The organism is Ruegeria sp. R14_0 (genome assembly GCF_017743975.1).
In the GTDB taxonomy this organism is placed as follows: domain Bacteria; phylum Pseudomonadota; class Alphaproteobacteria; order Rhodobacterales; family Rhodobacteraceae; genus Ruegeria.
Window position 1 is genome coordinate 1058768 of record NZ_JAGHRC010000001.1, and the last position, 13100, is coordinate 1071867.

At 58.5% G+C, this 13100-nt stretch carries 14 protein-coding genes; 6 read left to right on the top strand and 8 right to left on the bottom strand.

The window, feature by feature from the left end; all coding sequences use genetic code 11:
- Window positions 1-108 precede the first annotated feature (108 nt).
- Window positions 109-474: an iron-sulfur cluster assembly accessory protein gene (locus tag J7416_RS05215; protein WP_209223654.1), complete on the top strand. Its 366-nt coding sequence runs from the start codon at window positions 109-111 to the stop codon at window positions 472-474.
- Here J7416_RS05215 and J7416_RS05220 read toward each other — a convergent pair.
- Window positions 471-1382, bottom strand: coding sequence for an isopenicillin N synthase family oxygenase (locus tag J7416_RS05220; protein WP_209223655.1), 912 nt, complete (start codon window positions 1380-1382; stop codon window positions 471-473). The genes J7416_RS05215 and J7416_RS05220 overlap by 4 nt on opposite strands.
- A 121-nt stretch (window positions 1383-1503) precedes the next feature.
- Here J7416_RS05220 and tpiA point away from each other — a divergent pair, with 121 nt between their 5' ends.
- A complete protein-coding gene (gene tpiA / locus J7416_RS05225) occupies window positions 1504-2253 on the top strand; it encodes a triose-phosphate isomerase (protein ID WP_209223656.1) in 750 nt (249 codons plus the stop codon).
- Window positions 2254-2255: 2 nt separating this feature from the next.
- On the opposite strand, the gene J7416_RS05230 is transcribed toward tpiA, so the two are convergent.
- On the bottom strand, window positions 2256-2567 hold the full coding sequence (locus J7416_RS05230; protein WP_209223657.1) for a multidrug efflux SMR transporter: 312 nt from the start codon (window positions 2565-2567) through the stop codon (window positions 2256-2258).
- A gap of 185 nt (window positions 2568-2752) precedes the next feature.
- On the opposite strand from J7416_RS05230, the gene J7416_RS05235 reads away from it, so the two are divergent.
- Window positions 2753-3577 carry a hypothetical protein gene (locus tag J7416_RS05235; RefSeq protein WP_209223658.1) on the top strand — a complete coding sequence of 275 codons (825 nt, stop codon included), beginning with the start codon at window positions 2753-2755 and terminating at the stop codon, window positions 3575-3577.
- A 49-nt stretch (window positions 3578-3626) separates the two neighbouring features.
- On the opposite strand, the gene J7416_RS05240 is transcribed toward J7416_RS05235, so the two are convergent.
- The 5 genes from J7416_RS05240 to J7416_RS05260 form a co-directional block, all read right to left on the bottom strand.
- Window positions 3627-5003 carry a TRAP transporter large permease gene (locus tag J7416_RS05240; protein WP_209223659.1) on the bottom strand — a complete coding sequence of 459 codons (1377 nt, stop codon included), beginning with the start codon at window positions 5001-5003 and terminating at the stop codon, window positions 3627-3629.
- On the bottom strand, window positions 5003-5680 hold the full coding sequence (locus J7416_RS05245) for a TRAP transporter small permease (RefSeq protein ID WP_209223660.1): 678 nt from the start codon (window positions 5678-5680) through the stop codon (window positions 5003-5005). Before J7416_RS05245 ends, J7416_RS05240 begins: the two co-directional genes overlap by 1 nt.
- 114 nt (window positions 5681-5794) lie before the next feature.
- Window positions 5795-6796, bottom strand: coding sequence for a DctP family TRAP transporter solute-binding subunit (locus J7416_RS05250; RefSeq protein ID WP_209223661.1), 1002 nt, complete (start codon window positions 6794-6796; stop codon window positions 5795-5797).
- Window positions 6797-7168: 372 nt separating this feature from the next.
- Window positions 7169-8398, bottom strand: coding sequence for a sigma-54 dependent transcriptional regulator (locus J7416_RS05255; protein WP_209223662.1), 1230 nt, complete (start codon window positions 8396-8398; stop codon window positions 7169-7171).
- On the bottom strand, window positions 8395-10128 hold the full coding sequence (locus tag J7416_RS05260; RefSeq protein ID WP_209223663.1) for an ATP-binding protein: 1734 nt from the start codon (window positions 10126-10128) through the stop codon (window positions 8395-8397). Before J7416_RS05260 ends, J7416_RS05255 begins: the two co-directional genes overlap by 4 nt.
- A 47-nt stretch (window positions 10129-10175) precedes the next feature.
- Between J7416_RS05260 and J7416_RS05265 the strand changes: the two genes are divergently transcribed.
- Window positions 10176-11357 carry a cytochrome P450 gene (locus tag J7416_RS05265; RefSeq protein WP_209223829.1) on the top strand — a complete coding sequence of 394 codons (1182 nt, stop codon included), beginning with the start codon at window positions 10176-10178 and terminating at the stop codon, window positions 11355-11357.
- Here J7416_RS05265 and J7416_RS05270 read toward each other — a convergent pair.
- Window positions 11354-11833: an Lrp/AsnC family transcriptional regulator gene (locus J7416_RS05270; RefSeq protein ID WP_170425294.1), complete on the bottom strand. Its 480-nt coding sequence runs from the start codon at window positions 11831-11833 to the stop codon at window positions 11354-11356. The genes J7416_RS05265 and J7416_RS05270 overlap by 4 nt on opposite strands.
- Before the next feature lie 143 nt (window positions 11834-11976).
- Here J7416_RS05270 and cobA point away from each other — a divergent pair, with 143 nt between their 5' ends.
- Entirely contained in the window at window positions 11977-12753 is a 777-nt protein-coding gene (gene cobA / locus J7416_RS05275) for a uroporphyrinogen-III C-methyltransferase (RefSeq protein ID WP_209223664.1), read from the top strand.
- Complete coding sequence (locus tag J7416_RS05280; protein WP_209223665.1) at window positions 12753-13067, top strand: DUF2849 domain-containing protein; 315 nt, start codon at window positions 12753-12755, stop codon at window positions 13065-13067. The genes cobA and J7416_RS05280 overlap by 1 nt, the downstream gene beginning before the upstream one ends.
- The last annotated feature ends 33 nt before the right edge of the window (window positions 13068-13100 follow it).

A 13100-nucleotide genomic window follows, 5' to 3' on the forward strand; every position in this document is an offset into this window, starting at 1 on the left:
TCCTGCAGCCACAACGAAAGTAAAAGTTAGGTCAGCAGGCCTGCTATGTCTTGAGCCTGACGCCTCGGAGCCCTAGATTAGGGATACCTGAGCGCAACGGAGACCACCATGTTTGGCATTCCCGGCAAACAAGCCGTGACATTGACGACCAAAGCGGCCGAGCAAATCGCACGCCTGATGGCGTCCGGCGGTCATGCCGGGTTGCGCATTGGTGTGAAAAAAGGCGGCTGCGCAGGCATGGAATATACCATGGACTACGTTGATGAAGCTGACACCAACGACGAAGTGGTTGAACAGGATGGTGCCCGCATCATGATCGCGCCGATGGCGCAGATGTTCCTGTTCGGAACCGAGATTGACTATGAAGTCTCGCTGCTGGAATCCGGCTTCAAGTTCCGCAACCCGAACGTTGTCGACGCGTGCGGCTGCGGCGAATCCATCAAATTCGACGACGCGCTGTCCTCGCAATCCTAAGTCGTCTGCAGGTGGACATAGGTTTCGTTGTATCTGTTCGTCAGATGCTCGCCTGCGCTGATTGTTTGACCTGATCCCGGCGGGGCCACGTTCGTATCATAGGATGGGTTCAAGAACAGCGGCACGGAAATGCGTTCCTGTGTGCCGCCGACCACGCGATGCTCAGTCGCTTTGACCTGACCGGCGGTCCAAAATTCAAGCATCTCACCGAAGTTGATGACAAAAGTGCCGGGCTCGGCTGCGACCGGTTGCCAGCTGTTGTCCGGCATACGAACCTCAAGCCCCGAGGAGCCGTCGGTGGCCAACAAGGTCAGACACCCGTAATCGGTATGCGCCGCAATGCCAAAATCACGATCCCCGGCCCACGAGGGACGTTCCGGATAGAAATTGCCGCGCAACAAGGCCATAGGCGTGTCGAATGCCCTGTCAAAACTGGCTTCATCACGTCCTAAGGCCACAGCAATCGCCCTTAGGATCCGCATCGCTACGCTGCATGCATCGCTGTAATAAATCCGAATAGTGCTTTGAAATTCAACAGGATATTCAGGCCAAAGGTTTTGCGCATAAACACTCAGCCCTTTGTCAGCATAAGCATTGCCGGGCGGCAGTTCATAGCCGCAGTCAAACACTTCTTTGAAATCCGGGTTGGCGTTGGGGTCGACCTGTTCGGAATGCGGCGCACCCCACCCTCGGTTCGAGCCGGTCACCGCCATGTCTACTGTCTTTTTCTGGGCTTCGGGCAGGTGAAAGAAATCCCGATAGGCCTCGATCACGTCACGCACCTGTTCGGCGCGCAGACCCGTGTTCGATACAGTCAGGAACCCGACCTCGCGCACTGCGCGCAATAGTTTGGCCAGTTCCGACGCCTCGCGCCGGTCCAGTTTCTCCAGATCCAGATCGTCGATCATCGGGTCCTCCTGTCTGGCGGGAAAACTGCCGTTGTGTTCGCACCTTTGCAACCGGAATTGTCAGGTGGGGCTTCCGGTGTTATCCGAAGGCAAACAATGACTAATCTTGGGGGTAAGCACTATGCGGCGTAAGTTGGCAGCAGGAAACTGGAAAATGAACGGAACCACGGCTGCTTTGCCCGAGCTTCAGTCGCTGGCCGCCTCCTACCCCAGCGCTTCGGTGGATGTCTTGATCTGCCCGCCCGCCACGTTGCTGCACCGTGCCGCCGATGTCGTGCAGGACGCGGCGATCACTGTGGGTGGTCAGGATTGCCACGCTGCAGACTCGGGCGCACATACCGGAGATATCAGCGCTCAGATGCTGCTGGATGCAGGTGCGACCGCCGTCATTCTGGGCCATTCGGAACGGCGCGAAGATCACGGCGAACAAAACGAAGACGTGCGCGCCAAGGCGCGAGCCGCGATGGACGCAGGGTTGAAAGCGATCATTTGCGTTGGCGAGAGCCTGGAACAGCGCGACGCTGCAAACACATTGGACATAATCGGCGGTCAGATGTCCGGCTCGATCCCCGATCAATCGACCGGCGAAAACCTGATCGTCGCCTATGAGCCGATCTGGGCCATTGGCACCGGCAAGGTCCCCACCCTGGACGAAATCGGAGAGGTCCATGACTTTATCCGCGCCCGGCTCGAACGGCGTTTCGGCGAAGGCGTCGGCCGCTCGGTCCGGTTGCTGTATGGCGGCTCAGTCAAACCGAGCAACGCCGGTGACATCTTTGCAGTCTCAAACGTAGATGGCGCGCTTGTCGGCGGCGCTAGTCTGAAGGCGCAGGACTTCTCGGGCATCATCGACGCACTGCAAAAAGCCTGAGGTCAGGCCAGTTTCATGGTGACCAGCCCTGCAATGATCAGGGCCGCCGCGATCAGGCGGGGTGCAGTCAGCGCCTCGCCCAGAAACATGATGCCAACCATAAAAGCGCCGACCGCGCCAATACCCGTCCAGATCGTGTATGCCGTACCCAGCGGTAAATCCCGCATCGCAAGGGCCAGCAGCCCAAATGAACCAATCATGGACACACCCATCACAGCGGTGGGCCACACGCGCGAAAAACCGGCGGACTGTTTCATGGCAACCGCCCAGACGATTTCCAGAAGACCGGCGAACAACAATAATATCCAGGGCATAAGAACACCTCGTATCTGTTCGGGTCGTCCCGAATGATCGGCCAAATTGGCGAGGTCGTCCTCAATCCATCAGATAAATTCTCTTGACCGGGTTTCAAGGGGATGCGAGGTGCATGGCCCTATGAGCGATGTGTTTTTTACCTTCAGCTGCGTCTGTTCAGAACCTCCACTGGTAAGGAATAAGAATGGAAAGTGCCGTCCCAAAATCGCCAAAGACATGCATCATCTGCATGAAATGGGGCGAGGCTTTTGGTCCTGACTACGTCAATTTGCTGTATGCTGCGGTTCAGGACCATATGTCGCTGGACCATGACTTCATCTGTATCACCGACAATACCGAAGGGTTAAAGCCGGGCATCAAGGTAGCCCCCCTTGCCTTCCCTCAACTGGACAGAGACCTTTGGATTCACGGCAAGTGGCCCAAGCTGTTGATGTTCGACCGTGAGATTGTCGGAGAGTACGACGCCGCGCTTTTCCTCGACCTGGATCTGGTCGTCACTGGGCAGTTGGATCCGTTGCTGACAATTATGCTTGAGAAAGGCGGGCTATACCTGATGCCCAAATTCCGCGGGTTTGTCTGGCGCATGATCCCCGCTGTGATCTGGGACCATATTCCGTGGGTCATGAACAAGGTGACACGCGGGAATTCGTCGATCGTTGGATACGTCCCGGCCGAGCAGTTTCACCTGTTCGATGACTTCGATGGGGCCAAGGACCTGCCGAAATACGAGAACGACCAGAACTATATTTCGGCCCTTGCAACCAACCGGAAATGCTATCCCAAGAATTGGTGCATCGGCATTATCCATCTGGTTTACTACTGGCCGTTTGGCCTGATCTTCAAAAAGTACAAAAAGCGCCCCAAAAGGCCGAAAATCGTGATCTTCAATGGCCGCCCCAACCCGAATGAGCTGTTGGATGACAGCATCGGCTATTGGGGTTCACGCCGCCGCCGCGCCTTTGGCGGGATCGAATGGGTCGCGGATTATTTGAACAAATACGGGGTATAAAAAAGGCCGGATCTGCGAAGACCCGGCCTTTCTTAGGTAGCGTGTATCGCTAGTTCGTTATGATCTCCGGCCCCATGAAGGTGTTCGGCAGGAAGGTCGATATCCACGGTATGTACGTGACCATGATCAGGAAGACGAACAGCACCGCCAGGAACGGCAGGGCCGCTTTCACAACGCTCATCATCGGCATACCAGCGACGCCCGAGGTCACGAAGAGGTTCAGACCAACCGGAGGGGTGATCATTCCGATCTCCATGTTGACCACCATGATGATGCCCAGATGGATCGGGTCGATGCCCAGTTCGATGGCGATCGGGAACACCAGCGGTGCCACGATCACCAAAAGGCCCGACGGCTCCATGAACTGACCGCCGATCAGCAGGATGACGTTGACCACGATCAGGAACGTCACCGGCCCAAGACCTGCGGACAGCATGGCGCTCGCGATATGCTGCGGCACCTGCTCGTCGGTCAACACATGTTTCAGGATCAGCGCGTTGGCGATCACGAACAGCAACGTGACCGTCAGTTTGCCAGCCTCGAACAGGGTATGTTTGGTGTCCGGGTGGAAGAACGCCGTGAGCAATGCATAAGGCTTCTTCAGCAACGGGAGGTTCGGTGTGCCCTCTTCCGTGCTGAGCGGCCCCATATCCTTGTAGACAAAGCTGGCGATGAAGAAAGCATAGACGGCAGCAACCGCGGCAGCTTCGGTCGGGGTGAAGATACCACCGTAGATACCGCCCAGAATGATCACGATCAGGAACAGACCCCACCCGGCTTCGCGCGCTGAGACAAAGATCTCGCCCCAGCCTTTCCAGTCGCCTTTGGGTAGGTTTTTGACCTTGGCCATGACGTAAATCGTGACCATCAGCATCAGGCCCGCCATCAGGCCGGGAATGACGCCCGCAAGGAACATGCGCCCGACCGAAACCTCAACGGCCGCAGCGTAGACCACCATCACGATGGACGGCGGAATCAGGATGCCCAGAGTACCCGCGTTACAGATCACACCGGCGGCGAATTCCTTGGAATAGCCAACCTGCCGCATTCCTGCGATCACGATCGAACCGATGGCGACCACAGTTGCCGGAGAAGACCCGGAGAGCGCAGCGAACAGCATACAGGCGAACACGCCCGCAATCGCCAGACCACCGGGCAAATGCCCCACGCAAGCAATCGAGAACCGGATGATCCGCCGCGCCACACCGCCCGTCGTCATGAAGGACGACGCGAGGATAAAGAACGGGATCGCAAGCAGCGTAAAGTGCCCCTCAAACGCCTCGAACAGTGTACCCGCGACTGACGCCAGCGAACTGTCGGAATAGATCAGCAGGAACAGGGTCGAGCTGAGGCCAAGCGCCACGGCAATCGGAACACCGATCAACAGCAGGCCGATGACCATCGAGAATAAAAGTACGACGTCCATTAGTCATGCTCTCCTTGCTGAGCGCGGACTTCTTCGATCTCGTCCTCGACTTCGTGGCTGGCGACAAGACGGTCTGTCTCACCACGCCAGATTTGTACTGCGACTTGGGCAAAGCGGATCACCAGCAGCAGCATCGACACCGGCAGCACCAGATACGGCACCACCTTGGGCAGTTTTTCGTACCCCTCGCCATAGTTGATCATGTCTTCCAGGAAACGCAGCGGCGCGACCATGGGGATATCGTCCACCTCGTAGAAGCTCTGGCTGCGCGCGTCGAAATTGAACCCGGTCGGGAACCAGCGGCCCGAGGTGGGCGGCAAGTCCGCAAACACTGCCCAATAGTCGTATGAGCCTTTCAGCAACAGCAGCGAAAACACCAAACAGCACGCAACGGCAATCAGCGCCAAAATACGGCGTGGTGCCGGGCCCAGCATGTTCAGGATGGCATCTACACCCAGATGCGCGTGCTTCTTGACCGCGTAAGATGCGCCCAGAAGAACCAGCCAGCCAAAGGTGAACACTGTCAGCTCAAGCGCCCACAAGATGTTGGAATTGAATACAAAGCGCGCGATGACATTGGCGAAGGTCACGACGGTCATCAGCCCCAGCAACGCCGCAATCATGGTCTCTTCGATATGGTCGACCAGCCCGCCTTGGCCGGGTTTCGAACCAGACATATATCTGTCCCCACATTATTGGTGATGAGAGTAAGGTTGGCGGGCCTCTATACGGCCCGCCCGGCCTGCGCGTCGATTACTCCCCAGTTCCCGGACGCGCGGCCTGGACCGGGATCAGAACCCGGCGTTTATCGCCTGAGCAGCGTCGATCTTGTCCTGACCAACGTCACCTGCGAATTGATCCCAAACGGGTTTCATCGCGTCGACCCAGGCCTGACGCTGTTCGGGGTTCAGCTCACGAATGATGCCGCCCGCGTCGGTGATCGAGGCTTTGGCCGCTTCGTTCACGGCAAAGGCTTCCTTGTTCCGGGTCTCGGTCACTTCGGTCAGAATGGTCAGGAACTGATCACGCACTTCGGGATCCAGGCTGTCCAGCCAATCCACAGAGGTCACGACCAGATAGTCGATGATGCCGTGGTTGGTTTCGGTGATGCCGTCCTGAACTTCAAAGAACTTCTTGCCGTAGATGTTCGACCAGGTGTTCTCCTGCCCGTCCACAACGCCCTGCTGCAGCGCGCCGTAGACTTCCGAGAACGCCATTTTCTGCGGGCTACCGCCGATGGCTTCCATCTGCGCAACCAACACGTCCGAGGACTGAACGCGGAACTTCAGGCCATCTGCATCCGACGGATCGACCAGAGGTTTGTTCGCCGACATCTGCTTCATGCCGTTGTGCCAGAACGCCAGCCCCTGCAGGCCGCGGCGCTGCATGCTGTCTTTCATCGCCTGACCATCAGCCGAGGCCTGGAACGCGTCAACGGCGTCGATGTTCTTGAACATGAACGGCAGGTCGAACAGACGGAACTGCTTGGTGAATTTCTCGAACTTGGATAGCGACGGCGCGGCCAGTTGCACGTCGCCCTGCAACATCGCCTCAAGCACTTTGTCGTCGTTATAAAGCGTGGAGTTCGGATAGACCTCCATGCACATCACGCCGTTCATTTCGTCATTGACGCGCTGCTCCAACAGTGAGGCCGCGATGCCCTTGGGGTGTTTGTCCGTGTTCGTCACGTGCGCGAACTTGACCACGATCTCGCCATCGTCACAGGCGGCCATGGCGGCCGATGCCGTAACGCTCAGCGCCAATGCGGTGGCAGCAGTAGTAAGGAATTTCATCTGTCTTTTCCTCCCAGACTTCCATGAAACCTTTCGCCGACGCCCAAAAGGACGCCGTATGCCGCGAAGTGAACCGAATCGCGGATCACCGCTCAACTTTTTGTTCAAACTTTCATCACACCATGTTTTTTTACATTATTTCATAAGCTTAAAAGGCGCATCGCCTGCTTCTAGTGACACGGACCTTTTCACCTGTGCGGAAATCCGCACACGCTCAGAGCGCGCTGTGCGGATTTCCGCACGAGCTGCGAATCAACGTGGGCAATCCACAGGAATGATTCCCGCAAGACCGACCGCAGCCCGCGTCAGCGGGCTGCCCGGCCCAACGGCTTTAAACGCATGATAATGCGGTCAAAGCAGGCGGGAGCAATTCTAGCGGCGGTAGTCTTCAGGGCGAATCTGATACCGCGCCAGCTTGTCGTAGAACGTCTTGCGCGGCAGCTTCAGCGCTTTCGCAGCGTCCGAGGCTTTGCCGTTATGCCGCCCCAACGCCGCGACCAGCAACGAGCGTTCCACCCGCGCCATTTGCTCACTCAATCCCAGATCAGTTGCGCGTGCGACTTCTTCGGGCATACCAAGAACAAATCGCATTGCGGCCGACATCAAAGATCGCGCGTTCCCCGGCCAGTCACTGGCCATCAGCAACGCCAGATGTTCCGAGGTGATCTCGGGCTCGGCGATCCCGGCCTGCTCAGCCGCTTGCGCGACGTAGTGGCGAAAGATAACCGGGATGTCCTCGGGCCGTTCGGCCAGAGACGGGATGCGGACGCGCATGACATCCAACCGATAGAACAAGTCTGCGTTGAACCTTCCCTGCTCTGACAACACCGCTAGATCGGCGGTTGTCCCCGCCACAATCCGTGCGCCGGGACGTTGCTCGACCAATTCCAAAGCGGTGTATTGCGTGGCTTCTGGCATGGCCGAGACCTCATCCAGAAACAAGGAGCCGCCTGCTGCATCCTCGCAGACCCGCGCCAGACCCTCGGACGTCAGTCCTGACGCCGGACGTTTGACAAACGGCCCCTGACCGACCGGTGACATCAGATGCACCACTTCGGCCACTTTGGATATCCCGCTGCCCGGCGGTCCGGTGACCAGCACCTCAGCGCCTGTGGGCGCAACGGACCGGACCCGTTCACGCAATGCCTCAGCCTGTGCGGACAAGCCGAACAGCAACCGCGCGGCCGGATCCCCGCGCTCTAGCTCGGACTTTAAAACGCGCTGTTCGATCACCTGCGTACGAGCGTCCACCGCGCGCTCCAACACCGACAGCAAGTCCGCCGCAGCGCAGGGTTTTTCCAGAAAGTCGAACGCGCCCTGCCCCATGGCCTGAACTGCCATCGGTATGTCACCCTCGCCGGTCAGCAGGATGACCGGCAGATCGGGATCAACTTCGCGGGCATAGTTCAATAGGTGAAACCCATCACGGCCGGGCATCCGTATGTCCGACACGATCACACCGGGAAAGTCCGCACAGATGTGATCCTTGGCCGCCACGAATGATCCTGCTGTAACTGGATCGTAATCCGCCAGCTCCAAAGTCTGCGCCAGGGCCTCTCGCACAGCGGCATCGTCATCCACAAGTAGAATTTTCCGTGTCATGCGACTTCGTGCTCCGAGAACGGTTCAAGCTCGACCGTGAACTGAGCGCCGGTCTCCAGATTGGTGCCCCGGATATTACCGCCAAAGCTCTGAACCAGACCATATGAGATCGAAAGCCCGAGTCCCATCCCTTCGGACGACCCGACGGCCTTGGTTGTATAAAACGGCTCAAACAGCTTTTCCGAGTTTTCAATACCCGGCCCAATGTCGCGCACGGTCACCGCCAGCTTGTCGCCGCCTTCTATTCTGATGCGGATAAGGCGGTCGTCTTGGCCGCTCATGGCGTCTGCGGCGTTGTTGATCAGATTGACGAAGACCTGAACCAAGCGCACCTCGCCACCCCAAGCGAAGATAGGGTTTTTAGGGGGGTGCCAGTCCATCCGCACGCCTTCGTTTCGCAATCGCGCCTCAGTCAGTTCGACCGACGTGTCGATGACCTGCACCAGATTGACCTTGCCCATCGGTTCGCTTTCATTTCGGGCAAAGGCGCGCAGGTTCTTGATGATCCGCGCCATCCGAGCGGCCATGGCCGAGATCCGCGTCAGGTTTTCCGAGGCCTTTTCCTCGCGCCCCTTAGACAGGAACGCCGACCCGTTATCCGCGAATTGCTGGATTGCCATCAGAGGCTGGTTCAATTCATGACTGATGCCCGCCGACATTTGCCCCAGAGCGCTTAACTTACCGGCCTGAATCAACTCTTCCTGCGCGTGTTTGAGGGCAGCCTCGGCGTCCTCGCGTTCACGCACTTCGCGTCGCAACGCCATGTTGGCGGCTGTCAAAGCCTGCGTCCGCTGCGCGACACGGGTTTCCAGTACGGCGTTTGCCTCAGCCAATGTGCGCCTGCGCTCGGTCGCCAGAAACAGAAGCGCACCAAAGGCCAAACAGATTGCAGCGACCGTCGCGGCCTGCAGCCCTGCCAGACGCTGTGCTGGCGCCACGTCCACCAGCACTTCGGCTGTCATGTCGATCACCGGCAGATCCAGCATCAGGTGCAATGCCCGGCTGGGCAGGTAACGCCCCCAGTTCAACTGCCACACCTCATGTGGGCCAACCATGACCGAGGCGAACTCGACCGCTTCACCACCCGGAGGTTTCAGACCCACTTGCCCCTCGTCCCGTTGCCAGAACAGAAGGTCCGACCGGTTCGAGATAAAGACAACGCCGTCCCCGTCGATGAAGAACACCGCCTCGGTACTGCCGCGCCAGGTTTGTTCCACATCCTGCACATCGGCCACCACGATCAACGCACCTTCGACACGACCATCAAGGCCAAAGGTCGGAGCCGCGTAAGAATAGGTGCGATCCCCGCTGACATCCACGACCCCGTGTGCGCTGCCCATCGCCCCCTGCATGGCGCGCTGAAACGCTGGATGGTCAGACATGCTTTCCTGAGCGATTGGCTGGGCCGAGGCCAGCACCCTACCGCTGCGATCCAGATACATCATGTTAACGGCCGAGGTCTTGTCGGCCACATCCAACAGTATCGCCCGCGCCGCCCGTTTCTGTGCAGGTGTTTCAAGCCTCCGCAGAACGGGATGTGTGGCCATCAACACCGCCAGTTCCTGATAAACCTGCATCTGAGTGCTCAGCCGGTCTGCGGCCAATTCCAGATCGGCTTCGGCCTTTTCGCTCAGTTGCGACAGCGCCTGGCGATAGCCATAGGACCAGACGCCAGCGGACAACAGCCCGACGGCAAACAGAAATCCCAGGATGACCCAAACTCTGTGCATGACATAGGGTCTTGCATTCAGCGCGCCGCATGGCAAGTCTGCGCCGCATGAAGACGGTCATTCAATCTCCGGTCGATCCGGGTTTCGTTCAAAATCCCTATCCGTTTTATGATAAGGCCCGCGCGTATGGCGACCTCGTCTACTGGAAGGACTACGGCAAGGTCGCAGCGGTATCGCATCGCGCAGTGTCCGCCCTGCTAAAAGATCGCCGTTTTGGCCGTGAGGTGCCTGAGGAACTGCAAACGCCCGGCCCCGCACATCTGGCCCCTTGGCTGGCGGTCGAGGCGCACTCGTTGCTTGAAGCCGAGCCGCCCCGGCACACGCGTTTGCGTGCGTTGGTGATGCGCGCGTTTACGTCGCGCGCGATTGCGGCGCTGGAGCCAACGATCCATGAACTCAGCCACGCGCTGATCGATTCTTTTCCTGATGCGCCATTCGACCTGTTGCCCGCGTTTTGCACCCAGATCCCGGTCATCACGATCTGCCGCCTTTTGGGCGTGCCCGAGGATATGGCACCCAGCCTGCTGCGCTGGTCGCATGACATGGTGGCGATGTATCAGGCCAGCCGCACACCCGAGACTGAGACCGTCGCGGCAAGATCATCGCAGGAATTCACCGACTTTTTGATGGGATATATCGAGCAACGACGCACCGACCCGCAGGACGATCTGATCACACGATTGATTGCCGCTGAGGAGGATGGAGAGAAACTCTCCCGCGACGAACTGGTGGCCACGTGCATACTGCTGTTAAATGCCGGGCATGAGGCGACGGTTCATTCATTGGGAAACGGAGTGAAAACGGTTCTTCAATTGGGTATCGGGCGGCAAGCCTTCATGCCAGATACCATCGACGGCACGGTCGAAGAAATCCTGCGCTACGATCCTCCGCTGCATATGTTCACTCGCTATGCCTATGAAGACATCGAGGCGTTCGACCATACCTTCAAACGCGGCGATGAGGTTGCTTTGCTGCTGGGTGCTGCGAACCGCGATCCTGCGGTCTGGTCCGACCCCGACCGGTTCGACCCCACGCGCCCTATCGTCACGAACACCAGTTTCGGCGGCGGCCTGCATTTCTGCGTTGGCGCGCCACTGGCGCGGATGGAGATGCGCATTGGCCTTTCCGTGTTATTCGACCGTTGCCCCAACCTGCGCCTGAGCGCTGAACCGGAATACTCGAACACCTACCATTTTCACGGGCTAACCAAATTGATGGTGCAAACCTAGTTTTCGATCAGTGCGTTCAACGGCAGCATCGTGGTCGATTTGATCTCTTCCATAGACAGCAGCGCGGTCACGTTATGCACACGAACCTCTGAGATCAGCGCCTGATAGAACTCATCATAGGCGCGCGCGTTCTTGACCCGCACCTTGAGGATGTAATCAATGTCCCCGGCCAGCCGGTGCGCCTCTTGCACTTCGGGCCTGTCGCGCAGGGCTTTGAGGAACTTGTGCTGCCAATCAGCCTCGTGCTCTGAGGTGCGGATCAGCACAAAGAAGGTAGCCTCGAACCCCAGCGCCTCGGCATCCAGTAGAACGGTCTGCTGGCCGATCACTCCTGCCCCTTTCAGCTTGCGTATCCGATTCCAGACCGGGGTCTTGGAACTGCCCACACGCGCGGCTATTTCGTCCAGCGATTGGCTTGCATCACGCTGCAGCTCGATCAGAATTTTCCGATCCGTATCGTCAATCCGCACCGACATTCCATTTTTCCTTTTGTTTCGAAACAAACGTTCCCAAGGCCAACCCAAACAGAACGTTTGTCCTTATTTATCCGCCCATATGGCGCTTTGGCGGGAATATTTCCTATATTGCAACCTAAGTCAAACAACGCCCGAGACCGGAAATGCAGCTTACGCAATCACATAATGCCAACGGCCATGTCGACTTTGTCGGCGCAGGTCCGGGCGATGCGGAATTGCTGACGCTCAAAGCGCTGAATGCTTTCGAGCGCGCGGACGTCGTTCTGCATGACCGCCTGATCAGCGCAGAGGTGCTGGAACTGGCTGGCAAGACCGCAAAACTTGTCGATGTGGGCAAGGCCGGCTTCGGTCCGTCCTGGAAACAGGAAGACATTGATGCCCTGCTGGTCGATTACGCCCAGCATGGCCATCGCGTCGTGCGTCTGAAGTCCGGTGACCCGACCGTGTTCGGCCGCCTGGATGAAGAGATCGAAGCGGTTGAGGCCGCTGGCATCTCGTGGCGGATCGTGCCGGGTATCACCGCAGCATCCGCTGCTGTGGCCGGAATTGGACAAAGCCTGACGCGGCGCGGACGCAATTCTTCGGTTCGGTTTCTGACCGGCCACGACATGAAGGGATTTGCCGATCACGACTGGGCTGCGCTGGCACGCGCGGGTTCGGTCGCGGCGATTTATATGGGCAAGAAATCCGCCCGCTTTATCCAAGGCCGCCTGATCATGCACGGTGCCGACCGCCAGACGCCCGTGACCCTGATCGAAAACGCCTCGCGCCCCGATCAGCGGGTTCTGGAAACGACTCTGGATCAGCTGCCCACCGATCTGAACGCCGCCGAGATGGACGGCCCAACACTGACATTCTACGGCCTTGCCCCGCGCCAAGCGGCCCAGGCCCTGACTGAATTCAAGAAGGAGCACGCCTGATGGCCCGCGCTTTTACCCCCAAAGTGGTCACTGCCAACGATTTGTTGGAAGGTGATGTGATCTATCAAACCGAAGACGACCGCTGGTCGCGCGAACTGTCCGAGGCCGAGCTGATCACGGACGAAGCTCACGCGCAGGTCCGCCTGTTGGATGCCGCGCGTCAGGCCAACAAGATCGTCGGTGCCTATTTGGCCGACGCAGTCGCCGGTGAGTACGGCCCCGAGCCGACCCACTTCCGCGAAGACTTCCGCCGCACCGGCCCGTCCAACTATGCCCACGGCAAACAAGAAACATCCACGCAGCCCCGGGCCTGACCTCTGGCCTTCTCTCTCTCCCCTTTTCAAGGC

Excerpts from the sequence above, each read along its gene's own strand:
- J7416_RS05215 (WP_209223654.1), top strand. The coding sequence starts at position 109 with ATGTTTGGCATTCCCGGCAAACAAGCCGTGACATTGACGACCAAAGCG.
- J7416_RS05260 (WP_209223663.1), bottom strand. The coding sequence starts at position 10,128 with ATGCACAGAGTTTGGGTCATCCTGGGATTTCTGTTTGCCGTCGGGCTG.
- J7416_RS05240 (WP_209223659.1), bottom strand. The coding sequence starts at position 5,003 with ATGGACGTCGTACTTTTATTCTCGATGGTCATCGGCCTGCTGTTGATC.
- cobA (WP_209223664.1), top strand. The coding sequence starts at position 11,977 with ATGCAGCTTACGCAATCACATAATGCCAACGGCCATGTCGACTTTGTC.
- J7416_RS05220 (WP_209223655.1), bottom strand. The coding sequence starts at position 1,382 with ATGATCGACGATCTGGATCTGGAGAAACTGGACCGGCGCGAGGCGTCG.
- J7416_RS05245 (WP_209223660.1), bottom strand. The coding sequence starts at position 5,680 with ATGTCTGGTTCGAAACCCGGCCAAGGCGGGCTGGTCGACCATATCGAA.
- J7416_RS05235 (WP_209223658.1), top strand. The coding sequence starts at position 2,753 with ATGGAAAGTGCCGTCCCAAAATCGCCAAAGACATGCATCATCTGCATG.
- J7416_RS05265 (WP_209223829.1), top strand. The coding sequence starts at position 10,176 with ATGAAGACGGTCATTCAATCTCCGGTCGATCCGGGTTTCGTTCAAAAT.
- J7416_RS05255 (WP_209223662.1), bottom strand. The coding sequence starts at position 8,398 with ATGACACGGAAAATTCTACTTGTGGATGACGATGCCGCTGTGCGAGAG.
- J7416_RS05270 (WP_170425294.1), bottom strand. The coding sequence starts at position 11,833 with ATGTCGGTGCGGATTGACGATACGGATCGGAAAATTCTGATCGAGCTG.
- J7416_RS05230 (WP_209223657.1), bottom strand. The coding sequence starts at position 2,567 with ATGCCCTGGATATTATTGTTGTTCGCCGGTCTTCTGGAAATCGTCTGG.
- tpiA (WP_209223656.1), top strand. The coding sequence starts at position 1,504 with ATGCGGCGTAAGTTGGCAGCAGGAAACTGGAAAATGAACGGAACCACG.
- J7416_RS05250 (WP_209223661.1), bottom strand. The coding sequence starts at position 6,796 with ATGAAATTCCTTACTACTGCTGCCACCGCATTGGCGCTGAGCGTTACG.
- J7416_RS05280 (WP_209223665.1), top strand. The coding sequence starts at position 12,753 with ATGGCCCGCGCTTTTACCCCCAAAGTGGTCACTGCCAACGATTTGTTG.